This window comes from Sagittula sp. SSi028, from assembly GCF_048553715.1.
GTDB lineage: Bacteria > Pseudomonadota > Alphaproteobacteria > Rhodobacterales > Rhodobacteraceae > Sagittula.
Genome location: NZ_JBLZNC010000005.1, coordinates 240442 through 266382, shown reverse-complemented (window position 1 = coordinate 266382; position 25941 = coordinate 240442). Strand labels below are relative to the sequence as shown.

Genomic DNA, 25941 nt, shown 5'->3' with positions numbered 1-25941 from the left:
CAGATCAAGACGAGAAAGACGGAGTCAAAATGCAGACACCTACGTTGTCGACCGTTCAACAGGAATGCGCGGAATGTCCGATCCGGCACCGCGCGGTCTGCGCCCGCTGCGAAGGTGAAGAGCTGACCCGTCTGGAAGAGATCAAATATTACCGCAAATTCGAGGCCGGTCAGATGGTTGTCTGGTCCGGCGACCGTATGGATTTTGTGGGGTCTGTGGTGTCGGGCATCGCGTCGCTGACCCAGACCATGGAAGACGGGCGTCGCCAGATGGTCGGCCTGCTGCTTCCTTCGGATTTTGTCGGCCGTCCGGGGCGCGATCACGCGGCCTATGACGTGGTGGCCACCACGGACATGGTCATGTGCTGCTTTCGCAAAGCGCCCTTTGAAACCATGATGGAGCAGACCCCCCATATTGCGCAGCGCCTGCTGGAAATGACGCTCGACGAACTCGACGCCGCACGCGAATGGATGCTTGTGCTGGGGCGCAAGACGGCGCGGGAAAAGATCGCCTCGCTGCTGTCGATCATCGCGCGCCGCGATGCGACGCTACACATGCGCGCCGGGCAATCGGGGCCGGTGGTGTTTGATCTGCCGCTCACGCGGGAGGCGATGGCCGATTATCTTGGCCTGACGCTGGAAACCGTCTCGCGTCAGATATCGGCATTGAAAAAGGACGGCGTGATCGTGCTCGAGGGCAAGCGCCACATCACCGTGCCCAATATGGAACGTCTGATGCATGAAGCGGGCGATGACGCGGACGGGGGCGTCTTTGCCTGAGACACCGCTGCCCTTTGCCACCTGCGATGTGTTCACCACGCAGGCCTATGCAGGCAATCCCTTGGCCATCGTCGAACGGGCGGATGCGCTAAGCGACCAACAGATGCAAACCATCGCGCGCGAATTCAACCTGTCCGAGACGATCTTTGTCCAGCGGCCCGATGATCCTGCGCATACCGCAAAGGTGCGGATCTTCTTTCCGACTGCAGAGATCCCCTTTGCCGGTCATCCCACCATCGGCTGCGCCATTCATCTTGCGTTAAAATCCGCGCCTTCAGGGGATTTCCAGACAGAGACCACCTTGGAGGAACAGGCAGGCCTTGTCCCCGTGCGGGTCTGGCGGACGGGTAACCAATTGCGCGCACGGTTCACGGCCCCCGTGGTGCCCCATGCGGTCCCTGACGTAACGGTGCCTGATGTCGCAGTGCAGGCAGCGGCGGTGGGATTGCACGTAAAGGACATCGGGTTTGGCGCCCACGAGGCCGGCATCTGGCAGGGCGGGCCGCGGTTTTTGTATCTGCCGGTCCGCGATCTCGACGCGCTTGGCCGCGCCACACCGCATGAACCCGCGTGGTCCCAACTGATGGACGCCGCACAGGTGGACAGCGCCTATCTGTACACCACAGGTGACGATTGCGATGTCCGCGCGCGGATGTTTTCGCCCACGGCAGGGATTCCAGAAGACCCCGCCACGGGAAGCGCCTCTGCCATTCTGGCGGCGCAATTGCTGTCGGTGGGCGTTTTGCCCGACGGGGACAGCGCCCTGTCCTTGCGCCAAGGCGTCGAGATGGGCCGCCCTTCGGATCTAGACCTCGGGATCACCGTGGCGCAAGGGAAATTGACCCAAGTGACGCTGGCCGGATCAGCGGTTCCGATCAGCACCGGCCATATCCGGCCACCCGCCCCTTAGGCGGTTTTTACAAAGACCGGGTCAAATCCGCCCCACATCATCCGCTTGCCGTCAAACGGCATATCCATGTCGCGCCAGCGCTCATCGGTCTCCATCGAGGCAAAGCAGGCGTCCGCAGCGGCCTTATCCGGCCAGATCAGCCATGACAGCACGACCTTCTCCCCCGCCTCGCGTTTGACGGCCATCGGGAAAGAGGTCACCTCGCCATCCGGCACGTCCTCTTCCCAGCACTCCCAATGCGCGGTTGCGCCGTATTCGGCAAACAGCGCCCAGGCGAACTCGGCGCTGTCGATATAGGCTTGTTTGTTGCCCTCAGGCACAGGGGACAAAAAGCCGGTGACATAGGTCATTCGCAACACTCCCGGATTGATCTGCAAACAGCATGCCCTTACGGCAATTTTCAATCAATACGGGAAATGCGTACCCCTCTCTCAATGGGCCATCACAACCGGAATCTCCGCATGTTCCAGCATGTGCCGTGTCGCCCCGCCCAGAACAGCCTCGCGGAAGCGCGAATGCCCGTAGGCTCCCATGACGATCAGATCGGCCCCCACATCTGTCGCGTGACGCTTCAGAACATCGGACACCCGTGGCAGGGTTTTGGCCAGCACGTTGATCTCGACCTTGACCCCGTGGCGCGCAAGGTATTGCGCCAGCAAACCGCCGGGGTCAGACCGCGTCTGGCCATGTTGCGGCGGGTCGATCACAACCACATGGACCCGCTTGGCTGCTGTCAGCATGGGCATGGCACGTCGGATCGCGCGCAGGGCTTCGGGCGCATCGTTCCACGCCAGCACCACACGTTCAGGGTGCGCTGTGGCCCCCTGCCCTGCGCCTGAGGGGATATAGACCGGGCTGTCCCCGTCGAACAAAGCACCTTCGACAGCCGGTTCCATCTCAACCCCCACGCCGGCGCCATAGGGCTTGGCCACGACACAAAGATCGGCGAACCGCGCGCGCTGTGCCACATGGCGGCTGACATCCATCATCTGCGCGACGCCGTGTTCCACCACATAGGCCAGACCTGTGCCTGCCAACATGTGCTCTACCCGCTGCGCTAGCTCTTGGGCCTCGGCCCGTGCGCGTGACAGGGTTTCCTGCAACACAACCGCTGTGGCCCCAGCAAAATAATATCCGCCCTGTGTGCGATCCACCCCGAGGCAGAGCACATCCAGATGGGCGTCACAGTCCCGCGCCAGATCGCTCGCCGCGCCAATGGTCTGCTGCAGAGCGTCCCGATCCGTCACAACTGCAAGAATTGTTTTATACGTCATCTCCGACCTCCTGTCCGGTTACACGGAGCAGGCTAGTCCCGTCGCGGCATGTCCCGCTTTGACCGGCATCAACAAATTGGCGCGTTTCTATTGATGCAGATCAAGGTTCTCTTTGGGTGAAACGCGGCATGACGGTCCCAGTCTAGAACACCCGCCCAAGCGGTCGCTCGAATCGTATGGGTCAGACGAAGGGACGCAACATGCAAAATTATATCAAGCTCATCGTGTATGGCCTGATCGCGCTTTTCGCAGCGATCGCGGCCAATTACGCACGCGATGTGGCTTATCTGGTAAACGCGCTGACCATCATGCTGGTCGCGGCGGTGGCATTTGTCATCGTTCTGCGCAACACCGATGAGCCGATCACGCCCATCGACGAAACCCGCTATATGGATGACGTGATCCGCTATGGCGTGATCGCCACGGCGCTTTGGGGGGTCGTGGGCTTTATCGCGGGGACCTTTATCGCGGCCCAGCTGGCCTTTCCGGGGCTGAACTTTGACTGGTCCGAAGGCTATCTGAACTTTGGCCGGCTGCGCCCGCTGCACACCTCGGCGGTGATCTTTGCCTTTGGGGGCAATGCGCTGATCGCAACGTCGTTCTACGTGGTCCAGCGCACCTCCGCCGCGCGTCTGTGGGGCGGCAACCTCGCATGGTATGTGTTCTGGGGCTACCAGTTGGTGATCGTTCTGGCGGCCACCGGTTATATTCTGGGTGCCACCCACGGCAAGGAATACGCCGAACCGGAATGGTACGTCGACTGGCTGCTGACCATTGTCTGGGTCGCCTATTTCGCGGTTTTCGTCGGCACAATCGTCAAACGCCGCGAACCCCACATCTATGTCGCGAACTGGTTCTACCTGTCCTTCATCATCACCGTGGCGATGCTGCACATCTTCAACAACCTCGCCATTCCCGTGTCGATCTGGGGGTCCAAATCGGTGCAGGTGTTCAGCGGCGTGCAGGATGCCATGACCCAGTGGTGGTACGGCCACAACGCCGTGGGCTTCTTTCTGACGGCGGGCTTTCTGGGAATGATGTATTATTTCATCCCCAAACAGGCAGAGCGTCCCGTCTACAGCTACAAACTGTCGATCATCCACTTCTGGGCGTTGATCTTCATCTACATCTGGGCCGGTCCGCACCACCTGCATTACACCGCGCTGCCGGACTGGGCGTCGACGCTTGGGATGGTGTTCTCTGTCGTGCTCTGGATGCCGTCCTGGGGTGGCATGATCAACGGTCTGATGACGCTGTCGGGCGCATGGGACAAGCTGCGCACCGATCCGGTGATCCGCATGATGGTGATCTCTGTGGGCTTCTACGGCATGTCCACCTTTGAGGGCCCGATGATGTCGATCCGTGCGGTCAACAGCCTGAGCCATTACACCGACTGGACCATCGGCCACGTGCATTCCGGCGCGCTTGGCTGGAACGGGATGATCACCTTTGGCGCTCTGTACTTCCTTGTGCCGAAACTGTGGAACCGTGAGCGGCTTTATTCGCTGGGTCTGGTCAGCTGGCACTTCTGGCTCGCCACCATCGGGATCGTGTTCTACGCGGCCTCCATGTGGGTGACCGGCATTATGGAAGGCCTGATGTGGCGCGAAGTGGACGCCAATGGCTTCCTCGTGAACAGCTTTGCCGACACCGTCGCCGCGAAACTGCCGATGTATATCGTCCGCGCATTGGGCGGGGTCATGTACGTCGCTGGTGCCATCATCATGTGTTACAATCTGTACATGACCGCACGCCGCGCCCCTGCCGTTCAGGCACAGGCGGCCAGCGCTCATGCGACACCGGCCGAATAAGGAGGACCGGGTATGAGCATTCTAAGCAAACACGCCATCCTTGAAAAGAACGTCACCCTACTGGCCACCTTTGCCTTTCTTGTGGTGACCATCGGGGGGCTGGTGCAAATCGTGCCGCTGTTCTACCTCGAAAACACCATCGAGGACGTCGAAGGCATGCGCCCCTATACGCCGCTGGAACTGGCCGGGCGCGAAATCTATCTGCGCGAGGGCTGCTACGTCTGCCACAGCCAGATGATCCGCCCCATGCGCGACGAGGTCGAACGCTACGGCCACTACTCGCTGGCGGTGGAATCGAAATTCGACCACCCGTTCCAATGGGGATCCAAGCGCACAGGCCCCGATCTGGCGCGCGTCGGCGGCCGCTACTCTGACGAATGGCATGTGGATCACCTCAGCGATCCGCAGTCCGTGGTGCCGGAATCCGTGATGCCCAAATACGACTACCTGTCGAACCGGCGTCTGGATGAGGGTGTCAGCCTTGCCTCCGGCATGATCGGTGCGGATGACATCGGCGATATCATGGCGGCAAATGCCATGGTCGGCGTCCCCTACACCGAAGAGATGATCGCCAATGCCTCGGCTGATTTTCTGGCGCAGGCCGATCCCGACAGCGCGGGCTATGACGATCTGCAGGCGCGCTACGCAAGCGGCTTTGGCGCGCCGGATATCAACATCCGTAACTTCGACGGCACCCCCGGTGTGTCCGAGATGGATGCGCTTGTCGCCTATCTGCAAATGCTTGGCACGCTTGTGGATTTCTCCACCTTCACCCCTGACGCCAGCCGCTGAGGAGACCGTGATGCAATCGACCTATGACTTCTTGCGCCACTTCGCCGACAGCTGGGGTTTGCTGGCCATGTTCGGATTTTTCGCCGGTGTCGTGATCTGGGCCTTCTTGCCCGGCGCACGCAAACGCCAAAACGATGCCGCGAACATTCCCTTCCGCCACGATGACCGTCCCGCAGCAGCGGGCGATCACACCGACACCAAAGGAGGCCAGTGATGAGCGATAAGAAAGACATCAAACCCGGCCACGACTATGAGACCACCGGCCACAGTTGGGACGGGATCGAGGAATACAACAAGCCGCTGCCAAAGTGGTGGCTGTATACCTTCTACCTCTGCATCGTCTGGGGGATTGGCTATTCGATCCTTTATCCCGCATGGCCCGGCATCAGCGGCGCGACCAAGGGCATCCTTGGGTTTTCGACCCGCGGCGAGGTCGCCCAGGACATCGCCAGTGTTGAGGAGGCCAATGCCTCCATCAACCACGAACTCGCCGCTGCCGATCTGGTGGCGCTGACCCAAGACAGCAGCGCGGATCTGCACCGTTACGCCGACAACGCAGGTGGCGCGATCTTCCGGTCGTTTTGTTCGCAATGTCATGGTGCGGGCGCGCAGGGCGCGGTGGGCTATCCCAACCTGCAGGATGACGCATGGCTTTGGGGCGGCTCGATCGAAGAGATCTACACCACCGTCAAAACCGGGATCCGGCAGGAAAGCGACGAGGACTGGGTCCGGCAGTCGCAGATGCCAGCCTTTGGCCGTGATGGCCTGCTGGAGCGCAGCGACATTCGCGCCGTGGTCAACCATGTGATGACCCTGTCGGACAACACGGCTTTGGACGCCACAGTGCTGGATCACGGGGCGGAGGTCTACGCAGACAACTGCGCCGCCTGCCACGGGGATGACGGCGCGGGCGACCGGACGCAGGGTGCACCCAACCTGACGGACCAGATTTGGCTATATGGCGGGGATTACGATGCCCTGTACGAGACGATCTATTCCGCACGCTACGGCCAGATGCCGGCCATGGGCGGGGCCCAGTTGACCGAGGCAGAACTGCGCGCCGTATCGATCTACGTCCACGGTTTGGGCGGCGGCGAATAATCTTCCCTGCCCCTGTGGGTCCGAAAACCTATGGGGGCAGGTCCACGACGGGCACTCAATTTTTCCGAGTACGTTAACCTTATCTTCAGCTTAAAGACAGATTTGTATCGGGCATACCCAGTGAGGATTGTATCATGCCCGGTAGTGCACAGGTTCATATCGCCCCGGTCGACCCAACCTGTGCCAGCGTTCGTGCGGTCTTTCGTGACCATCACGAGGCGGTCATTCTTACAGATACAGATCACATCACCATCTGGGCCAATGCAGTGGCCAGCGAGCTGACGGGCTTTGCACCGGACGAGCTGATCGGATTGGAAATCGAACACATCCTGCCGCGTATGACACCTGGGGACACAGTTCTGTTGCCGCAGCAGACCGGACAACAGCGGACCTTTGTCCATAAAACCGGACTGCGGATAGAGGCCGAGATCACCACTTGGCCCTTCCTACGGCGCGATAGATCCCTGTGCGGTCATCTCACGATGCTCAAGGATCGCTCTCGCGAACACAGGATTGCGCAGGCGCGTCGCGCCATGTTCGACCTCATCGTCGATCAGACGCCCACTGCCGCCGAAAAGATAAATGATCTTTTGCGCATCGCTTGTGAGCTGTTGTGCATGCCCGTGGGGATTGTGGCACAACAGGTGGGTGACACGCTGACTGTGCTGCATTCGCGATCCACCTTGACGCCCCCTTTGACCGGCTGCGTGTATCCCGCGCGTCTGAACGATTGCGCGGCCAAGCTGGACAGCCCGGCCCCGGTCTTGCACCAGGATGATAGCATTCTACGCGCGCATCCCCTTCTGCCGGATATCGACGTGCAGTGTTCACTGGGCGTCAGGCTGAGCGTGGGCGGCTCGGTTTTTGGTGTTCTGAATTTTCTCACCCCTCTGCCGCGCACAGCGTACATGCCGGTCGAGCAGGATTTTCTGGCCGATCTTGGTGCGATGGTGGCGCAGCTTCTGGCACAGGATCAACAGCGGTTGGCGCTGGAAACCGCGGCCTCTATGGACTGGCTGACGGGTGCGGCATCCATCCGGCAGTTTCGCAGTGATCTGGAACAGACACTTGCACTGGCGCGTCGCAATGACAGTGATGCCACCCTGATCCTGTTCGATATCGATCATTTCAAGGCGGTGAACGACAGCCACGGCCATGACGTCGGCGACCGTGTATTATCAGCAATGGCGGAACTGACGCGCGCGACCATCGGCTCTTACCTGCAACTGTATCGCATCGGAGGCGAGGAATTCGCCATCCTGCTGCCCGGATCGCGCGGTGATGCGGCGGCCATTCTGGCCGAACAGTTGCGCACGACTTTGGCCACCGAGTCGCAAAACTGGCGTGAGCTGCCGAACATCACCGCCAGTTTCGGCGTGGCCGAGCTCGACCAGGACCAGACCTCGGCGGAGGGTTGGCTCAAGACGGCGGACGTCATGCTGTATGCGTCCAAACACGCGGGCCGCAATCGCGTGACCAGCAACCGTTTGCTGTCCGGCATCGAGCTGCCCGACCACATGCCGCCGCTCAAGCTGCATCAAAGGGCACCGCGCAAACGGTCTCTCGCGCGTTAAACCGCATCGCGCCTTTTGCGAAAAACCTGAACCCCAGATGTGGAATTTGATACAGGTCAAAGCCGGCGGCGGCCTGCTTTGGCAAAACGGCTGCAGACAATGCCAGCACAAGGCCGCCTCTCCGTGTCCGACACTCCTTCGCCCGAGCCATCGCTTTACGCCAGCCGAGAGCCGATCTTTCCCCGCCGTGTGGCGGGGCGCTTCCGCAATCTGAAGTGGATCATCATGATCGTGACGCTGGGTATCTACTACGTCACCCCTTGGCTGCGCTGGGATCGCGGACCTGCCCTGCCCGATCAGGCGGTTCTTATTGATCTGGCACACCGGCGGTTCTTTTTCTTCTGGATCGAAATCTGGCCGCACGAATTCTATTTCGTTGCCGGTCTGCTGATCATGGCCGGGCTGGGCCTTTTCTTGTTCACCTCAGCCTTGGGACGGGTCTGGTGCGGCTATGCCTGCCCGCAAACCGTATGGACGGATCTGTTCATTCTGGTCGAACGATGGATCGAAGGCGACCGCAATGCCCGACTGCGGCTGCATCGCCAAAAGAAGCTCGATTTGCGCAAGGCGCGTTTGCGGGTGACCAAGTGGACCGCGTGGCTGCTGATCGGTCTGGCAACAGGCGGGGCATGGGTCTTTTATTTTGCGGATGCCCCCACGCTGGCCCGCGATCTGGTCACGCTGAACGCCCATCCCGTGGCCTATACCACCATGGCGATCCTGACGCTGACGACCTTCTTTTTCGGCGGCTTCGCGCGGGAACAAATCTGTATCTACGCCTGTCCATGGCCGCGCATTCAGGCCGCAATGATGGACGAGGATACGCTGACGGTCGGCTATCGCGACTGGCGGGGCGAACCCCGCGCCAAAGGGCGCGGGCGGGATGGCGCAGGCGATTGTATCGACTGCAACGCCTGCGTAAACGTCTGCCCTGTGGGCATCGACATCCGCGACGGGCAGCAGCTGGAATGTATCACCTGCGCGCTGTGCATCGACGCCTGCGACGATGTCATGGCCAAGATCGGCAAGCCTCGCGGTCTGATTGACTATCTGGCGCTGTCGGACGAGCCGCGCGAACGCCAAGGGGCCACGCCCCGCCCCGTTTGGCAGCATATCTTCCGCCCGCGCACCATGATGTATACCGCGCTTTGGGCGCTGGTGGGGGTTGGTCTGGTCTTTGCCCTGTTCATCCGCCCCGAGATCGAACTGACCGTCGCGCCTGTGCGCAACCCCACCTATGTCACGCTTGCAGATGGCAGCATTCGCAACACCTATGAGGTGCGCTTGCTGAACAAACATGGCGAGGACCGCCCCTTCCGCATCAGTGTCAGCGGCGCAGACGCCTTGCGACTGGACATGGCGGCAAACGGCGACGTGACCGTCCCCGCCAACGAGACCTACCTGCAACGGGTGTTTGTGGTCGCGCCGCGCGGCTCCGATCCGGCAGAGGCAGAACGCACCGGCTTCCGGCTTTGGGTCGAGGATCTGACAACCGGCGACCGCGCTTTCAAGGACACTGTTTTCAACGGACGGACCACACAATGACCACGCTCCCGCAAACCACCGAATTCCGCATCAAAGGCTGGCACGTTCTGACAGGCTTTGTTGCGGCCTTTGGCATCATCATCGCGGTCAATGTCACGCTTGCGGTGAACGCGGTGCGCAGCTTTCCCGGCGTAGAGACCGACAATTCCTATCTCGCCTCCCAGACCTTTGACAGCCGCCGTGACGCGCAGCTTGAACTGGGCTGGGATGTGGCGGCCCGCCATGACGGCCAGCGCCTGATCCTGAGCATCAACAACGCCAAGGGCTATCCCGTGCGGGTCCCCGATCTGCAGGCCACGCTCGGCCGTCCGACCAATGTGGCCGATGATCTGCTGCCGGTGTTCGACTGGGACGGCAGCGCCTATGTGGCCGAGCTCTCCCTGCCCGCAGGCAACTGGGACCTATGGATCAAGGCGCGTGCCGACGACGGCACTATGTTCCAGCAGCGGCTGACCGTTGCCATGACCCGCTAAAAGACTCTCATTGCGCATGGACATATCATGACTGCCACGCTTCGCCCTCCGGTTTCGGCCTGCCCTGCCTGTGCGGCAACCCCCGCCAGCGAAACCTTGGCCGCACGCGCTCCTGAACAGACCGAGGCGGCCCAGATCACCCTCTCGCTGCCCACGATCCACTGCGCCGCCTGCATGTCCAAGGTGGAACATGCGCTGATGCAGGACCCAAAGGTCCAATCCGCCCGCGTGAACCTGACGCTCAAACGCGTGACCGTGCAGGCAAGCCCCGGTGTCACCGCCGCAGATCTGGTTCCGCGCCTCGCCGCCGCAGGCTATGAGGCGCACGAACTGGACCAAACTGCGCTGGCGGCAACGGCCACGGACCGCGCAGGACGCGATCTGTTGATGCGGCTGGCCGTGGCAGGCTTTGCCGCGATGAACGTCATGCTTTTGTCGGTGGCGGTCTGGTCCGGAGCCGAGGGCCAGACCCGCGACATGTTCCACTGGATTTCCGGCGCCATCGTCCTGCCGGCGGTGGCCTTTTCGGCACAGCCGTTTTTCAACAATGCCTGGACCGCGCTGCGGGCCGGTCGGTTGAACATGGATGTCCCCATCAGTCTGGCCATCGTTCTGGCGATTGTGACCTCGGTCTGGGAAACCGCCTTGTCTGGCGAGCACGCCTATTTCGATGCCGCGATTGCGCTGACCTTCTTCTTGCTGACAGGGCGCTATCTGGATCACCGCACAAGGTCCATCGCCCGCTCCGCCGCCGAGGAACTGGCCGCGCTCGAGGTGCCGCGCGCCACCCGCCTGACGCCATCGGGGGTGGAAACCGTGCCTGCGGCAGAGCTGCGCATCGGTGACCTGATCCGCGTCATGCCCGGCGGTCGCATGCCGGTGGATGGCGAGATCGTCGAGGGCACCAGCGAGCTGGACCGCGCGCTTTTGACCGGAGAAACCCTTCCCGTTCTGGCCCAGCCCGGCGGGCAGGTCAGCGCGGGCGAGGTCAATCTGACCGGGCCACTGACCATCCGCGCCAGCGCCGTTGGCCGCGACACCTCGCTGCAGCGCATGGCTGATCTGGTCGCCGTCGCCGAATCCGGGCGGTCGCAATACACCTCGCTCGCGGATCGCGCGGCGAAGCTGTATGCCCCCGGCGTGCATATCCTGTCCGCGCTCAGCTTTGTGGGCTGGCTGCTGTATGCAGGCGATTTGCGCGTGGCGCTCAACATCGCCTCTGCCGTTTTGATCATCACTTGCCCTTGCGCGCTGGGGCTGGCGGTGCCTGCGGTGACCACGGCTGCGTCCGGCCGTCTGTTCCGCAAAGGGCTGCTGATCAAAGATGCCACCGCGCTGGAACGGCTGGCCGAGGTGGACACCGTCGTGTTTGACAAAACCGGCACGCTGACCTCTGGCACGCCGGAATTGGTAAATATGGATCAAGTGACCTCTGCCGATCTGGGCGTTGCCGCGGCATTGGCCCACGGGTCCAACCACCCGCTGTCCCGCGCCATCCAAAACGCCACACAGGCCGCAAATATCACCCCCGTAAATCTGACCGATCTGCGCGAAATCCCCGGATACGGCACCCAAGCCATCTGGAACGGGCGAGAGGTGCGGCTGGGTCGAGCCGCATGGGTCGGGGGGACCCCAACTGCGCAGACCAGCGCGTGGCTGCGGATCGGGGACGCCGCCCCCATGGCCCTGCTGTTCGAGGACAGCCTGCGCGAGGGTGCACAGGACATGGTCGCACGTCTACAGGCCGCCGGGCTGACGGTCATGGTCATGTCAGGAGATGCCACCGCGCCGGTCGAAGCTCTGGCGCAACGCCTTGGCATCCGCCATTGGCTGGCCGAGGCGCTGCCGCAGGACAAATCTCAGCGCATCCAATCCATGACCGCCCAAGGGGCCAAGGTGTTGATGGTCGGCGACGGGTTGAACGACACCGCGGCCCTGACGGCGGCGCATGTGTCCATCTCGCCGGCGCAGGCTTTGGACGCGGCGCGGGTGGCCTCTGATATTGTGCTGCTGGGACAATCGCTTGCCCCATTGCCCGACGCCTTAGGCACCGCGCGCAAAGCCGTCAAACGCATCCGCGAGAATTTCACCGTGGCCACATGGTACAATGTGATCGCTGTGCCTTTGGCGATTGCCGGGCTATGTTCCCCCTTGATTGCAGCGCTTGCCATGTCGGCCAGCTCAATCACCGTATCGCTCAACGCGCTGCGTCTGCGCTGAAAGGAGCCCCGCCATGAACGTGCTGACCTATCTGATCCCGATCTCGCTTGTTCTGGGGGGCGTGGGGCTGGCGTTTTTCGTCTTTACCCTGCGCAGCAACCAATACGACGACCCCGAAGGCGATGCGCAGCGGATCCTGTCGGGGGATTACGACGACCGGCCCAAACAGGACTGACACGAAAAAGCGCGGATCAAGTCCGCGCTTTTCCCGATATGCGCAAACGGCTCAGGCCAGAATGCTTTCCGGCGTAACGGCTTGCAGGCCCAGCGCCTCGCCCACTGGGGCGTTGGTCAGTTGACCGGCATGCACGTTAAGCCCCTGCGCCAGATGCGGGTCCGCCTGACAGGCCCCGCGCCACCCCTTGTTCGCCAGCGCGATCATGAACGGCATCGTTGCATTGCCCAGCGCCAGCGTCGAGGTCCGCGCCACAGCGCCCGGCATGTTGGCGACGCAGTAATGCACCACCCCGTCGACTTCGTAGATCGGGTCCTGATGGGTTGTCGCTTTGGATGTCTCGAAACAGCCGCCCTGATCGATCGCCACATCGACAATGACCGCACCGGGTTTCATGGTCGACAGCTGCGCGCGGCTGACCAGTTTGGGCGCCGCAGCACCGGGCACCAGAACCGCACCGATGACCATATCCGCCTGCGCCACCTGTGCGGCGGTGTTGTCGCCACTGGCGTAAAGCGTTGTGAACTGCCCGCCAAAGACATCATCGAGGTAACGCATCCGGGGCAGCGAGCGGTCCAGCACGGTGACATCCGCCCCCATTCCAGCGGCCACCCGCGCCGCATGGGTGCCGACAACACCACCTCCGATGACCACGACCTTGGCCGGTGACACGCCCGGCACGCCGCCCATCAACACGCCGCGCCCGCCATTGGCCTTTTGCAGCGACCACGCGCCCATCTGCGGCGCAAGCCTGCCTGCGACTTCGGACATTGGCGCCAACAAGGGCAATCCCCCACCGGGCGCGGTCACGGTTTCATAGGCAATACAGGTCGCGCCAGAGGCCAGCAGATCCTTGGTCTGTTCGGGATCGGGGGCGAGATGGAGATAGGTGAACAGCAACTGCCCCTCGCGCAGCATGGCACGCTCAACCGCCTGCGGCTCCTTGACCTTGACGATCATATCCGCGGTGGCAAACACCTCTTCAGCAGTATCAGCGATGCGGGCCCCTGCCGCGACATAGGCGTCATCCGCAAACCCTGCGCCCAGACCGGCCCCTGCCTGCATGACCACCTCATGCCCGTGCGATACGGCCTCGGCAGCGGCGGCGGGGGTCACGCCGACGCGAAATTCCTGCGGTTTGATCTCAGTTGGGCATCCGATAAGCATAGCGTCCTCCTGTAGCCGGCGCATCCCGCGCCAACCGTTGTGCTTTGTCCCAAAAGCTGCCACGGAACGCTTGCAAAGGGGTCCGAATATCGTTCACCATTCGGCAGCGGGACGCGGGATCCTTCGACTTTAAAACGCTTTGGCCGGAGAATTCTTCGCAAATGATACTAGACGAGACAGATCGGCGTATTCTTCGGGTGCTTCAGCGCAAGGGTCGCATTTCCAATGCCGACCTGTCCGAAGAGGTCAACCTGTCCGCATCTGCCTGTCACAGGCGGGTGCAACGGCTGGAGACAGAGGGCTACGTGCGCGATTATGTGGCGCTGCTGAATGCCCGCAAAATGGGCCTGCCCACCACTGTATTTGTCGAGATCACCCTGTCCACGCAGGCCGATGATGTGCTCGACGCCTTCGAGACTGCGGTGCAGCGGGTGCCTGCTGTTCTGGAATGTCACCTGATGGCGGGCACAGCGGATTACATCCTGAAGGTCGTGGCCGAGGACACAGAGGATTTTGCCCGCATCCACCGCCAATACCTGACGCGCCTGCCCGGTGTGGCGCAGATGCAGTCCTCCTTTGCGTTGCGCACCGTGTTCAAGACCACCGCCCTGCCCGTCTGATTGCGCAAACCGCTCTTGAGCCATGGGCGATCTGCGGCTTTACTCCCCCGACGTCAGGAGGAGGAGGCGCACCCGATGCAAGGCACTTGGGATCATATCGTCGTGGGCGCAGGCAGCGCGGGCTGTGTTGTGGCGCGCAGGTTGGCGGATGCGGGACGGCGGGTGCTGCTGCTGGAGGCCGGTGGCCGTGACAACTACCACTGGGTGCACATCCCGATGGGATATCTGTATTGCATCAACAACCCGCGCACCGACTGGTGCTTCAAAACCGAAGCCGAGGCCGGTCTGAACGGGCGCAGCCTGCTGTATCCACGCGGCAAGGTGCTGGGCGGCTGTTCGTCGATCAACGGCATGCTGTATCTGCGCGGTCAGGCGGCGGATTACGACGGCTGGCGCCAGATGGGGCTGACCGGCTGGGGCTGGGATGACGTTCTGCCCTATTTCAAAAAGTCCGAAGACTACGTCGATGGCCCGTCGGATTTCCACGGCGCAGGTGGCCCGTGGCGGGTGGAAAACCAACGGCTGCATTGGGATGTGCTGGACGACTGGATTGCGGCCGCCGAAGCCACGGGCATTCCCCGCACCGATGATTTCAACACTGGCGATAACGAGGGCGTCGCCTATTTCCGCGTCAACCAACGCAAAGGCTGGCGGATGAACGCCGCCAAGGCCTTTCTGCGAGGCGCCCCCGAGGGGCTGTTGCGGGTCGAGGCACACTGTCATGTCAAACGGCTGATGATCGAAGAAGGCCGTGCCGTGGGTGTCATCGTCGACCAAGGGGGCAAGACGCATGAGCTGCGCTGCGCCTCCGAGGTCTTGCTGTGCGCCGGTGCCATCGGATCGCCGCAGATCCTGCAACTCTCCGGCATCGGTCCGGCAGACCATCTGGCTGAGCACGGCATTGCGCCGCTTTATGATGTGCCCGATGTTGGTGGCAACCTGCAGGACCATTTGCAGCTGCGTTGCTCATGGCGTCTGACCGGCGCGAAAACGCTGAACACTCTGGCCGGGTCGCTTTGGGGCAAGGGGCTGATCGGCATGGACTATATGTTCCGGCGGCGTGGGCCGATGTCGATGGCACCATCGCAGCTTGGGGCCTTTGCCCACTCGCGCGAGGGGTTGGCCAGCGCGGATCTGGAATACCACGTGCAACCGCTGTCGCTGGAGGCGTTTGGCCAACCGCTGCATGACTATCCTGCGTTGACGGCCTCGGTCTGCAACCTGCGCCCCGAAAGCCGGGGCAGCGTGCGACTGCGATCGGGGGATTACCGCGACGCGCCGCGTATCGCGCCGAACTATCTGTCGACCGAGGGGGACCGCCGCGTTGCCGCCGATGCCATCCGTCTGACCCGCCGGATCATGGGGCAGGCGGCGCTGGCGAAATACGCCCCGCAAGAAATCAAACCCGGCCTCACCTACCAGACCGAGGCCGAGCTGGCCCAAGCTGCGGGCGACGTGGGCACCACGATCTTTCATCCCGTTGGGACAGTGCGCATGGGGGCTGACGATACCGCACCACTGGATGCACAGATGCGTATGCGCAGCGTCGGCAACCTGCGGGTCATCGACGCCAGCGTGATGCCGCGGATCGTGTCCGGCAACACGAACTCCCCCACGATCATGATTGCCGAAAAGGCCGCTGATATGATCCTGACCGAGTGATCGCCCCCTACCAGCGTTCCTCGCGGATGTGGTCATCCAAAGACGCCTGTCGCGCCCAGCCGCGCGCGGCAAGCTCTGGCCCGTCAAACAGATCGCGCACATGCCCGACGCAAAGATAGGCCACGATCTCCACATGGTCGGGCAGATGGAACAGCGGGCGCAGCTCGGCCTCGTCAAAGATGCTGACCCAACCGACGCCGATGCCTTCGGCGCGGGCGGCCAGCCATAGGTTCTGCACCGCGCAAACCGTGGAATACAGATCCATATCGCGCTGGTGCGTGCGGCCAAGCACAACCTCGCCCCCGCGCGCACGATCACAGGTGACGACGATATTCAGCGGGGCCTGCTCGATGCCCTCCAGCTTTAGCGCGGCATACTCCGACCGGCGTTCCGGCGGGAACATTCCCTGCGCTTCGGTATTGGCGCGGGCAAAGGCTGTGTGCACCCGGGCGCGGGTGTCCGCATCCCGCACTAGGATGAAATCCCACGGCTGCGACAAGCCCACAGACGGCGCGCGGTGCGCTGCCATCAGGATGCGGCGCAAGACCTGCGGGTCTATCGGGTCGGGCAGGAATTCATTCCGGACATCGCGGCGGTGCGCGATCACATCGTAGACAGCCTGTCGTTCGGCATCGTCAAATATACGCGCCGTCACAGGCGCGGGTCTGTCCAAAGACATCGCGGGGGTCCCTCCCAAAGGCCAGCGCCTTGCGTGGTCCAGACGCAAGGCCATGCCGTCAGGCCGGTCTTCTGGCTTCGGATCCTCCGTGACAGACGCCTTCCCGGTTGCCCAGTGGCCTGTGTCTGTCCGTCCCCGTTACAGCGGCGGGCCCGCGCCGGTTTCCCACCGGCTTCCCGATTCTCCCCCGCATGCGGGGGCACCTGACACCTCATGAGATGCCAAATAAAAGACCCCGAGGCAATCCATGCCACGGGGTCAACACTGACTACACTACACAGTCACTTGTTACGCAGACGCGGGTTTAGCGCGTCTTCAGGCTGTCACGGATTTCCAGCAGGACATCCAGTTCCGACGGGCCGCTGGGCACTTCGGGTGCCACATCGTCGGGCTTTTCGGCGGCGGCTTTGACGCGGTTGACCATCTTGACCAGCATAAAGACCACAAAAGCGATGATCAGGAAGTTAATGATCGCCATAACGAAACGGCCAATTGCAAAGATCGGGGCACCGGCTTCTTCGGCCGCCGTGATCGAGGCATAGGTTTCACCGTTCAGCGAGTAGAACCAGCCGCTGAAATCGATGCCGCCGGTGAACAGCGCGATGATCGGGTTGATGATATCGCCCACCAGCGATGTCACGATGGCGGTGAACGCCGCACCGATGATAATACCCACGGCCATGTCCATGACATTGCCTTTGGCGATAAAGTCTTTGAATTCGTTGAGCACGTTACTTTCCCCACGTTCCCGCCCGGCTTGGCACCGGATCGGACTTGTTATTTTCCACGTGAGGCAATGTATCGCAGCTTCGCGGGAAAAATCCCGTGGGAAAAGCAGGCGGAGTTTCCCTCCGCCCGCAACTGCGTCAATTTAGAGACTGTTGAATGATGCCTGCAGGTGGATGTCACAGGCAGGCACGGCCCGTGTTTACTGCGGCAGCGCGCCGGTCAGGACGTATTCAAGGATCTGAACCACCTGCTGGGGTGTGCGGGCGACGGCAAGGGCGGCGGCGTCCACTTCCTTGAGCGCGTGATCATGTTCCTCGGGCTGCAGGATGATCAGCGATTTGCCCAGCGCGGCCGCCATGCCCGCGTCAAAGGCGGCGTTCCATTGCTTGTACTTGTCACCAAAGCGCACAACGACCACATCCGCGTCTTCGATACCCTTGCGGGTGCGGATGGCGTTCACCTGCGCGCCCAGACGGTCGTGCCAGAATTTCTTGTCCTCGGCGCCAAGGATGGCTACGCCGCAGTCATCGCTGGCCGCGTGATCTGTCACCGGCGCGCCAAACGCGATGTCCAGCCCCTGTGCACCCGTGGTGATCTGCTCGCGCCAATCGGTGTGGATTTCTCCGGACAGGTATACGTTCAGCGTCATGTCTTTGCTCCTTGCGGCTTTGGCCTTGGTTGCGACAGGTGTAGCCCGCCATCCCCGCGATGCAACCGCAGTTACCGCTGCCAGAACCGTTTGCCCTTGGGTTTCTGCGCCTTCAGATGCGCGCGCAAATCGGTGTAGCCGCCGATTTTCACCCCGTCGATAAAGATCAACGGCGTGGTGGCCACGTGGTGTTTGTCCTTGAAGGCATCCGTCGCCGCGCGGGTCCGCAGAACGTGCTCCTCGATCTCAAAGCCCTCTTTGCGCAGCAGATCGCGGGCGGCGATGCCGTAGCTGCAGGTGTATTTGGGCAATTCCATCCGGTGCAAAACGGCTTTGGGCATGATCGTATCCTTTTATGTCCGCCTTATAGATCGAAAACGGGGCCTGCCTGCGCAAGCCCCGCCCCATCACGTTTGCGCCAATGGCGCGGCTTAGCCGTCCAAACGGATGGTCGCGTTTTTCGGATCATAGGGGCTGTCGCACGTGACGACTGCGTCCCACAATTCGTCGAGGATCTTGACCTTCAGCTTGGTGCCTTCGACCGCCAGTTCGGGTTTCACATACCCCATGCCGATGGATTTTTCGAAGGCCACCGAATAGCCGCCCGACGTCAGGCGACCCACCCGCTCGCCCTCGGGCGTATACAGCGCCTCGCGGCCCCAAGGGTCCGCATCCGATGGCCCGTCGATCAGCAGTGTGCAGCATTTCGACCGGATGCCTGTCGCCTCCATCGCCGCTTTGCCCGCGAAGTCCTTGGACAGATCGATAAAGCGCGGCAGGTCGGCCTCTGCCGGTGTCGCGTCACGGCCCAGTTCGTTGCCAAAGGCGCGGTAGGATTTTTCCTGTCGCAGCCAGTTCTGCGCCCGCGCGCCCACGGGTTTCATCCCAAATTCCGCACCCGCCGCCATCAAATGATCCCACAGGTGGTTTTGCATCTCGATCGGGTGGTGCAACTCCCAGCCCAGCTCGCCCGTATAGGCCACGCGGATCGCATTGACCGGCACCATACCCAGTTCGATCTGACGCGCCGACAGCCACGGGAAGCGTTTGTTCGACAGCGCGGTGTCCGGATCGGCATCGCGGATCAGCTTCTTCAGCACGTCGCGCGATTTCGGCCCTGCGATGGCAAAGACGCCCCACTGCGTGGTCACATCCTGCACGATGACCAGCTTGCCGGTGGCCTCCATGAAATCTTCGGCGGCCTTTTGCAGGAAGTCGCCGTCATAGGCCGCCCACGCCCCCGCCGACACCAGATAGTAGTTGTTCTCGCCATTGCGGACGATGGTGTATTCGGTGCGGGTCGTCCCCTTGGACGTCAGCGCATAGGTCAGGTTAATGCGGCCCACTTTGGGCAGCTTGTTGCAGGTGAACTGGTCGAGGAATTCGGTCGCACCCGGCCCTTTGACCGTGTGTTTGGCGAATGCGGTCGCGTCGATCAGGCCGACGCCTTCGCGCACGGCCTTCGCCTCGTCCACCGCGTATTGCCACCAGCCGCCGCGCCGGAAGGACCGCGCGTCGTGGTCAAAATTCTCTGGCGCATCCAGCGGGCCGTAGTAGTTGGGCCGCTCCCAGCCGCCGACCATGCCGAATTGCGCGCCCAGTTTCGCCTGCCGGTCATAGGCAGGCGAGGTGCGCAAGGGGCGGGCCGCCGGGCGTTCCTCATCCGGATGGTGCAGGATGTAGACGTGCTCATACGCCTCTTCGTTCTTGGCCACGGCCCAATCGACGGTCTGCCAATCGCCGTAGCGCTTGGGGTCAAGGCTCGCCATATCGATCTCGGCCTCGCCTTCGACCATCATCTGCGCAAGGTAGTAGCCCGCGCCGCCCGCGGCGGTGATGCCGAACGAGAACCCTTCGGCCAGCCACATATTGCGCAGACCGGGCGCGGGGCCGATCAGCGGGTTGCCGTCGGGAGTGTAGCAGATCGGGCCGTTGAAATCGTCCTTCAGTCCCACGGTCTCCGAGGACGGCAGACGATGGATCATCGACATGTATTCTTCTTCGATGCGTTCCAGATCCAGCGGGAAAAGATCCGCGCGGAAGCTGTCGGGCACACCGTATTGGAAGCGCGCGGGCGCATTGCGTTCATAAGGCCCAAGGATCCAGCCGCCGCGCTCCTCGCGCACGTACCACTTGGCGTCCGCGTCGCGGATCACCGGATGCTGTTCATTGGTTTCACGGTATTTCACCAGCTCGGGGTCGGGTTCGGTGACAATGAACTGGTGCTCAACAGGGATGGCGGGGATCTTAATCCCCAAAAGCTGGGCGGTGCGCTGCGCGTGGTTGCCGGTGGCGGTCACCACATGCTCCGCTGTGATCACCTGCTGCTCGTCCGAGGGGACAAGGTTGCCCCCCTTCTCAACCATCTTGGTGACGGTCACGCGCCATTCAGAGCCGGTCCATTCGTAGCCGTCGACCTGCCATTTGCGCTCAATGGTCACGCCGCGCTGGCGGGCGCCCTTGGCCATGGCCATCGTCACATCCGCCGGATTGATGTAGCCATCCGTGGGGTGATAGATCGCCCCCTTCAGATCGTCGGTGCGGATCAGCGGCCAGCGTTCGGAAATCTGCGCCGGGGTCATCCATTCATACGGCACACCGCAGGTTTCCGCCGTGGTCGCATAGACGCGGTATTCGTCCATCCGTTCGTCGGTCTGGGCCATGCGCAGGTTGCCCACCACGAAAAAGCCCGCATCCAGTCCGGTCTCTTCTTCCAGCGTTTTGTAAAACTTGATGGAGTAGTCGTGGATGTGGGTCGTCGCATAGGACATGTTGAAATAGGGCAGCAGGCCCGCCGCATGCCATGTGGACCCCGATGTCAGCTCGTCGCGTTCGAGCAGCATCACATCCTGCCAGCCCGCGCGGGCCAGATGATAGGCAATGGATGTGCCGACGGCGCCACCACCGACGACAAGGGCTTTGACATGGGTTTTCATCGGACGACGCTCCGGCTTTGGATCTTGTTCCCATCCTTCATAGCGGACCTGCAATCCGGCGCGGGGCGCGCCCGACCTTCGATTGCACAAAACCGACAGCCGCGCGCATCATTTCACAGCCGTTGCATTGAAATCACCCTGCGTCGCGCCATCTTGCGGCAATTCCCCGCTGATTTGACGGGCTGTGCCTCTTTCGCCTGCCGCATCCCGCGCCTATAAGAAGCGCGGTCGCACCCCTGACGGAGTCGCGGCCCCTTCAGGCAATAGGCGCGCAGGCATTGGGTCTTTGGGCGCGGTCGGCGCAATGAGGCAGTAAAGAATGTTTGGCATGGATGGACTCTTGGGCATGTTCTCTTCGGACATGGCCATCGACCTTGGGACCGCGAACACGCTGGTCTACGTTAAGGGAAAGGGCGTCGTGCTTTCCGAACCTTCGGTGGTCGCATACCACATCAAGGACGGTCAGAAAAAAGTGCTCGCCGTGGGTGAGGACGCCAAACTGATGCTGGGCCGGACCCCCGGTTCGATCGAAGCGATCCGCCCCATGCGCGAAGGCGTGATTGCCGACTTCGACACCGCCGAAGCCATGATCAAGGAATTCATTCGTAAGGTGCACCGCCGGTCCACCTTCTCGAAACCCAAAATCATCGTCTGCGTCCCCCATGGTGCGACACCTGTGGAAAAGCGGGCGATCCGCCAGTCGGTGTTGTCTGCAGGCGCGCGCAAGGCCGGGCTGATCGCGGAACCTATCGCGGCTGCGATTGGCGCAGGCATGCCGATCACCGACCCCACCGGCAACATGGTCGTCGACATCGGCGGCGGCACAACCGAGGTCGCGGTGCTGAGCCTTGGTGATATCGTTTACGCCCGCTCGGTCCGCGTCGGCGGTGACCGCATGGACGAGGCGATCATCAACTATCTGCGTCGCCAGCAGAACCTGTTGGTGGGGGAATCCACCGCCGAGCGGATCAAAACCTCTATCGGTACGGCGCGGATGCCCGACGACGGGCGCGGCTCCTCGATGCAGATCCGTGGCCGCGACCTGCTGAACGGTGTCCCGAAGGAGACCGAAATCAGTCAGGCACAGGTGGCCGAGGCGCTGTCGGAACCCGTGCAGGCGATCTGCGAGGCGGTGATGACCGCGCTGGAGGCAACCCCTCCGGATCTGGCGGCGGATATTGTCGACCGTGGCGTGATGCTGACCGGCGGTGGCGCGCTGCTGGGTGATCTTGATCTGGCGCTGCGCGAGCAGACCGGACTGGCGGTGTCCATCGCCGATGAATCGCTGAACTGCGTGGCTTTGGGAACCGGCAAGGCGCTGGAATACGAAAAGCAACTGCGCCACGCGATTGACTACGACAGCTGACAGGCATGGGCGTGCCCCGCTGGGCGCGCCCTGACCCCGCTGTCTTGCTCCTGTCCCTTATGTTCCGGTAACCTGCCCCATGGCCAGCGACCGCAACTCCTCTGACGATTTCGCCACACCGCTCAAGCGTTTGCTTCTGGCGGTTCTGGTGATTGTGCTCGTGGGTATCTTTTTGGTCTGGCGGATCGATTCCCCGCGGATGGAGCGGATCCGCGCGCAGGTCATCGACCGCGTTGTGCCGAACATGGACTGGGCCATGGCCCCCGTGACCGGCACGATCAACCTGTTCCGCGATCTGCAAAGCTATCAGCGTCTCGCACAGCAAAACGACGAGCTTCGCCGCGAATTGCGGCAGATGACCGCGTGGAAAGAGGCAGCTTTGCAGCTGGAACAGGAAAATGCCCGACTGCGGGATCTCAATAACGTGCGGCTGGATCCGCAGCTGACCTATATCACCGCCGTGGTTCTCGCCGATTCGGGGTCGCCGTTCCGCCAGTCTGCGCTGATCAATGTGGGCTCCCGCGATGGGATCGTCGACGGCTGGGCCACGATGGATGGGATCGGTCTGGTTGGACGGGTGTCCGGTGTGGGCAACAACACCAGCCGCGTGATCTTGCTGACCGATGCCACCAGCCGCATCCCTGCGGAAATCCAGCCATCGGGCCAACGCGCCCTGATCACCGGCGACAACACCGGCGCGCCACCCATCGATTTTCTGGAAAACCCGGATATGGTGCGCCCCGGCGACCGGATCGTGACCTCTGGCGACGGCGAGGTCTTTCCGCCCGGTCTGCTGATCGGCGAAGTGGCCCAAGACCCCGGTGGGCGGTTGCGCGTCCGGCTTGCCGCCGATTACGAGCGTTTGGAATTTCTGCGTGTGTTGCGCGACCATGGCGCGCGCCGCGTGTCCACGCCATCGGGCCTGATCCTGCCGGAAAACCTGCCCGACACCGCCCCTGAACCTGCGCCCGTGGACCCGCCGGAGACCGCCTCAGATGGCTGAGAACAGCCCCTCGCGTCTTTGGTTCATGCGCGCGCTGTATCCCCTGCTGGCGCTCGGGATCATGTTCGCGCAGCTCATGCCGATCCGCATCATGCCAGAGGGTCTGGCCGGTCCCGATCTGCTGACCGCGCTCACGCTCGCCTGGGCCATTCGCCGCCCCGACTATGTGCCCGCGCTGTCGATTGCGGCGGTGATGCTGCTGGCGGACATGCTGTTCCAGCGCCCGCCGGGCTTGTGGGCGCTGCTGGTGCTGATCGCATCGGAGTTCTGCAAATCCCGTGGCCGTTACGTGCGCGAGAACACTTTTGTCGCTGAATGGATCAGCTTTAGTGCGATTTTGCTGGCAACGACGCTGGCCTATCGGCTGGTTCTCGCAGTTTTGATTATTTCGCCGGGAATGCTGTCCCTCGTGCTGATACAATATGGTATGACCGTCGCGGCCTACCCGCTGGTGGCTGCGGTGTCCTACCTTGCTTTCGGGGTGCGACGCTCGGCGCCGGGGGAATACGATCATACCGGCCGCAGCCTGTGACACCCAAAACCGGACAATCACACCATGAGACGCAGCCCCAAAGACACCATCGACAGCGCCCGCCGTATCACCCGCCGTGGCTTGATCCTTGGCGGGCTGCAGGTGGGTTTTGCCTCGACCTTGGCGTTTCGCATGCACCAGTTGCAGGTGGATCAGGCCGATGAATTCCGGCTTCTGGCGGAAGAAAACCGCATCAACATCCGCCTGCTGCCACCGGCGCGGGGCCGGATCTTTGACCGCAATGGCGTGGTGATCGCGGACAACGAACAGACCTACCGGATCACGCTGACGCGCGAGGACGCCGACGATGTGGACCGTGTCATCGCCCATCTTGGGCAGTTGATCGAATTGAACGAAAACGACCTCAACCGCGCCTTCACCGAGATGGAGCGCACACCGCCCTTTATCCCCGTCACCATCGCCGAGCGTGTGTCGTGGGAGGACATCAGCCGTGTTGCGGTTAACGCCCCCGCTCTGCCCGGCATCACGACCGAAGTCGGCCTGTCCCGCCTGTACCCGCAGCGCGATCTTTACGCGCATGTGGCGGGCTACGTAGGGCCTGTGTCGGAACGCGACCTCAACCGGTATGAGGACCCGCCCCCCCTGCTGCGCATTCCACGCTTTCAGATCGGCAAGGTCGGCGTCGAAGCCAAGCACGAGGAAATTCTGCGCGGCGAAGCAGGCACCAAACGTGTCGAGGTCAACGCCGTGGGCCGCGTCATGCGCGAACTCGACCGGCGCGAGGGCACCTCTGGCGCGGATGTGCAGCTGACCGTCGACACCGATTTGCAGGACTACGTGCAGGCGCGTCTGGGCGAGGAAAGCGCCTCCGTCGTGGTGATGGACCTTGAAAAGGGGGATATCCTCGCCATCGCCTCGGCCCCGTCTTACGATCCGAACCTTTTTGTGCGCGGAATTTCCCACACCGATTTCAACGCGCTGAACCTGAACGACCACCGCCCGCTTGCGTCGAAAACCGTGCAGGACGCCTATCCGCCCGGCTCGACCTTCAAGATGGTGACCGCGCTTGCTGCTTTGGACGCAGGTCTGATCGGACCGGATGACACGGCCTATTGTTCCGGGTCATTCGAGGTCGGCAGCCGCGCCTTCCGCTGCTGGAAGCGCTCCGGTCACGGGCATATGAACCTTGAAAACTCGCTGAAACATTCCTGCGATGTCTACTACTACGAGCTCGCCCTGAAAGTCGGCATCGAACGCATCGCCGCCATGGCGCGCCGGTTGGGACTGGGCGAACCCCACGATCTGCCCATGTCTGCCGTGACCTCCGGGCTGGTCCCGGACAAGGAATGGAAACGCCGCGAACGCGGGGCGGAATGGGTCATCGGCGACAGCGTCAACGCCTCCATCGGACAGGGCTTTGTCCTGACCTCGCCGGTGCAGCTTGCGGTGATGACAGCGCGGATTGCCACAGGGCGATCCATCAGCCCACGCCTTGTACGCTCCATCGACGGGGTGGAAACACCCCATATGGGCGGCGAGGATCTGGGCCTGAACCCCGTCCACCTGCGTCAGGTCCAACGCGGCATGTATTCGGTGTCCAACGACCGACGTGGCACGGCCTACAGCTCACGGATCATCGCCGACAACATGCGGCTTGCGGGCAAAACAGGCACCGCGCAGGTGGTCAGCCGCATCACCTCCGAAGCCGACCCGTGGGAGGATCGCGACCACGCGCTGTTCGTGAACTTTGCCCCATATGACGCCCCCCAAATCGCCGTTTCCGTGGTGGTGGAACACGGTGTTGGCGGGTCAAAAACAGCGGCGCCCATCGGACGTGACGTGACCTTGCAGGCGCTCTACAAAGGCGACCCGCCGCTCGACGCCTACCCAAGCAAGGACCGCGCCCGCATCAAGGAACAACAAGAACGTCTGGCCCGCGCCCGGCTTGCCCGAAATCGCACCACAGCCAGCCGCGCCTGATCG

25 protein-coding genes and 1 riboswitch are annotated in these 25941 nt (G+C 62.4%); of the genes, 17 read left to right on the top strand and 8 right to left on the bottom strand.

The window, feature by feature from the left end; translation table 11 throughout:
* The first annotated feature begins 29 nt into the window (after positions 1–29).
* On the top strand, positions 30–779 hold the full coding sequence (gene fnrL, locus ACN5AZ_RS11960) for a transcriptional regulator FnrL (protein ID WP_419429116.1): 750 nt from the start codon (positions 30–32) through the stop codon (positions 777–779).
* Positions 739–1689 (top strand): PhzF family phenazine biosynthesis protein, encoded by a 951-nt coding sequence (locus ACN5AZ_RS11955; RefSeq protein ID WP_419429115.1) that lies wholly within the window; start codon positions 739–741, stop codon positions 1687–1689. The genes fnrL and ACN5AZ_RS11955 overlap by 41 nt, the downstream gene beginning before the upstream one ends.
* On the opposite strand, the gene ACN5AZ_RS11950 is transcribed toward ACN5AZ_RS11955, so the two are convergent.
* Both ACN5AZ_RS11950 and ACN5AZ_RS11945 read right to left on the bottom strand, forming a co-directional pair.
* The gene (locus ACN5AZ_RS11950; RefSeq protein WP_419429114.1) at positions 1686–2039 is read right to left on the bottom strand and encodes a DUF1428 domain-containing protein; all 354 of its coding nucleotides are present in this window, start codon (positions 2037–2039) and stop codon (positions 1686–1688) included. The two genes, ACN5AZ_RS11955 and ACN5AZ_RS11950, sit on opposite strands and share 4 nt — an antisense overlap.
* A gap of 81 nt (positions 2040–2120) precedes the next feature.
* Positions 2121–2963 carry a universal stress protein gene (locus ACN5AZ_RS11945; RefSeq protein WP_419429113.1) on the bottom strand — a complete coding sequence of 281 codons (843 nt, stop codon included), beginning with the start codon at positions 2961–2963 and terminating at the stop codon, positions 2121–2123.
* A 200-nt stretch (positions 2964–3163) separates the two neighbouring features.
* Between ACN5AZ_RS11945 and ccoN the strand changes: the two genes are divergently transcribed.
* From ccoN to ccoS, 9 genes are all read left to right on the top strand, one after another.
* Entirely contained in the window at positions 3164–4774 is a 1611-nt protein-coding gene (gene ccoN / locus ACN5AZ_RS11940) for a cytochrome-c oxidase, cbb3-type subunit I (protein WP_419429112.1), read from the top strand.
* A 12-nt stretch (positions 4775–4786) separates the two neighbouring features.
* Positions 4787–5566, top strand: coding sequence for a cytochrome-c oxidase, cbb3-type subunit II (ccoO, locus tag ACN5AZ_RS11935; protein ID WP_419429111.1), 780 nt, complete (start codon positions 4787–4789; stop codon positions 5564–5566).
* A gap of 10 nt (positions 5567–5576) precedes the next feature.
* Entirely contained in the window at positions 5577–5780 is a 204-nt protein-coding gene (locus ACN5AZ_RS11930; RefSeq protein ID WP_419429110.1) for a cbb3-type cytochrome c oxidase subunit 3, read from the top strand.
* A complete protein-coding gene (gene ccoP / locus ACN5AZ_RS11925; RefSeq protein ID WP_419429109.1) occupies positions 5780–6667 on the top strand; it encodes a cytochrome-c oxidase, cbb3-type subunit III in 888 nt (295 codons plus the stop codon). Before ACN5AZ_RS11930 ends, ccoP begins: the two co-directional genes overlap by 1 nt.
* Before the next feature lie 134 nt (positions 6668–6801).
* Complete coding sequence (locus ACN5AZ_RS11920) at positions 6802–8241, top strand: diguanylate cyclase (RefSeq protein WP_419429108.1); 1440 nt, start codon at positions 6802–6804, stop codon at positions 8239–8241.
* 99 nt (positions 8242–8340) lie between these two features.
* Positions 8341–9786 carry a cytochrome c oxidase accessory protein CcoG gene (ccoG, locus tag ACN5AZ_RS11915; RefSeq protein WP_419429107.1) on the top strand — a complete coding sequence of 482 codons (1446 nt, stop codon included), beginning with the start codon at positions 8341–8343 and terminating at the stop codon, positions 9784–9786.
* Complete coding sequence (locus tag ACN5AZ_RS11910; protein WP_419429106.1) at positions 9783–10259, top strand: FixH family protein; 477 nt, start codon at positions 9783–9785, stop codon at positions 10257–10259. Before ccoG ends, ACN5AZ_RS11910 begins: the two co-directional genes overlap by 4 nt.
* Positions 10260–10286: 27 nt before the next feature.
* Positions 10287–12479 carry a heavy metal translocating P-type ATPase gene (locus tag ACN5AZ_RS11905; RefSeq protein WP_419429105.1) on the top strand — a complete coding sequence of 731 codons (2193 nt, stop codon included), beginning with the start codon at positions 10287–10289 and terminating at the stop codon, positions 12477–12479.
* A gap of 13 nt (positions 12480–12492) precedes the next feature.
* Positions 12493–12654 (top strand): cbb3-type cytochrome oxidase assembly protein CcoS, encoded by a 162-nt coding sequence (gene ccoS / locus ACN5AZ_RS11900; protein ID WP_419429104.1) that lies wholly within the window; start codon positions 12493–12495, stop codon positions 12652–12654.
* Positions 12655–12705: 51 nt separating this feature from the next.
* Here the strand turns inward: ccoS and ald are convergent, their stop codons facing one another.
* Positions 12706–13821, bottom strand: coding sequence for an alanine dehydrogenase (ald, locus tag ACN5AZ_RS11895; protein WP_419429103.1), 1116 nt, complete (start codon positions 13819–13821; stop codon positions 12706–12708).
* 161 nt (positions 13822–13982) lie between these two features.
* Between ald and ACN5AZ_RS11890 the strand changes: the two genes are divergently transcribed.
* Both ACN5AZ_RS11890 and ACN5AZ_RS11885 read left to right on the top strand, forming a co-directional pair.
* Positions 13983–14441: an Lrp/AsnC family transcriptional regulator gene (locus ACN5AZ_RS11890; RefSeq protein WP_419429102.1), complete on the top strand. Its 459-nt coding sequence runs from the start codon at positions 13983–13985 to the stop codon at positions 14439–14441.
* A 75-nt stretch (positions 14442–14516) separates the two neighbouring features.
* The gene (locus tag ACN5AZ_RS11885; RefSeq protein ID WP_419429101.1) at positions 14517–16103 is read left to right on the top strand and encodes a GMC family oxidoreductase; all 1587 of its coding nucleotides are present in this window, start codon (positions 14517–14519) and stop codon (positions 16101–16103) included.
* Between the two features lie 7 nt (positions 16104–16110).
* Here ACN5AZ_RS11885 and bluB read toward each other — a convergent pair whose 3' ends face one another.
* The 5 genes from bluB to ACN5AZ_RS11860 form a co-directional block, all read right to left on the bottom strand.
* Positions 16111–16782, bottom strand: coding sequence for a 5,6-dimethylbenzimidazole synthase (gene bluB, locus ACN5AZ_RS11880; protein ID WP_419429100.1), 672 nt, complete (start codon positions 16780–16782; stop codon positions 16111–16113).
* A gap of 43 nt (positions 16783–16825) precedes the next feature.
* A riboswitch (cobalamin riboswitch) is annotated at positions 16826–17004 on the bottom strand.
* A gap of 82 nt (positions 17005–17086) precedes the next feature.
* Positions 17087–17512, bottom strand: coding sequence for a large conductance mechanosensitive channel protein MscL (gene mscL, locus ACN5AZ_RS11875; RefSeq protein ID WP_419429099.1), 426 nt, complete (start codon positions 17510–17512; stop codon positions 17087–17089).
* Between the two features lie 198 nt (positions 17513–17710).
* Positions 17711–18160, bottom strand: coding sequence for a YtoQ family protein (locus ACN5AZ_RS11870; protein WP_419429098.1), 450 nt, complete (start codon positions 18158–18160; stop codon positions 17711–17713).
* A gap of 71 nt (positions 18161–18231) precedes the next feature.
* Positions 18232–18501: a glutaredoxin family protein gene (locus ACN5AZ_RS11865; RefSeq protein ID WP_419429097.1), complete on the bottom strand. Its 270-nt coding sequence runs from the start codon at positions 18499–18501 to the stop codon at positions 18232–18234.
* A 90-nt stretch (positions 18502–18591) separates the two neighbouring features.
* On the bottom strand, positions 18592–21096 hold the full coding sequence (locus tag ACN5AZ_RS11860) for a GcvT family protein (protein ID WP_419429096.1): 2505 nt from the start codon (positions 21094–21096) through the stop codon (positions 18592–18594).
* Between the two features lie 319 nt (positions 21097–21415).
* On the opposite strand from ACN5AZ_RS11860, the gene ACN5AZ_RS11855 reads away from it, so the two are divergent.
* The 4 genes from ACN5AZ_RS11855 (at position 21416) to mrdA (ending at position 25938) form a co-directional block, all read left to right on the top strand.
* Positions 21416–22462 (top strand): rod shape-determining protein, encoded by a 1047-nt coding sequence (locus ACN5AZ_RS11855; protein ID WP_419429095.1) that lies wholly within the window; start codon positions 21416–21418, stop codon positions 22460–22462.
* Between the two features lie 79 nt (positions 22463–22541).
* A complete protein-coding gene (gene mreC / locus ACN5AZ_RS11850) occupies positions 22542–23465 on the top strand; it encodes a rod shape-determining protein MreC (RefSeq protein ID WP_419429094.1) in 924 nt (307 codons plus the stop codon).
* Positions 23458–23997 carry a rod shape-determining protein MreD gene (locus tag ACN5AZ_RS11845; protein WP_419429093.1) on the top strand — a complete coding sequence of 180 codons (540 nt, stop codon included), beginning with the start codon at positions 23458–23460 and terminating at the stop codon, positions 23995–23997. The genes mreC and ACN5AZ_RS11845 overlap by 8 nt, the downstream gene beginning before the upstream one ends.
* Before the next feature lie 24 nt (positions 23998–24021).
* A complete protein-coding gene (gene mrdA, locus ACN5AZ_RS11840) occupies positions 24022–25938 on the top strand; it encodes a penicillin-binding protein 2 (RefSeq protein WP_419429092.1) in 1917 nt (638 codons plus the stop codon).
* The last annotated feature ends 3 nt before the right edge of the window (positions 25939–25941 follow it).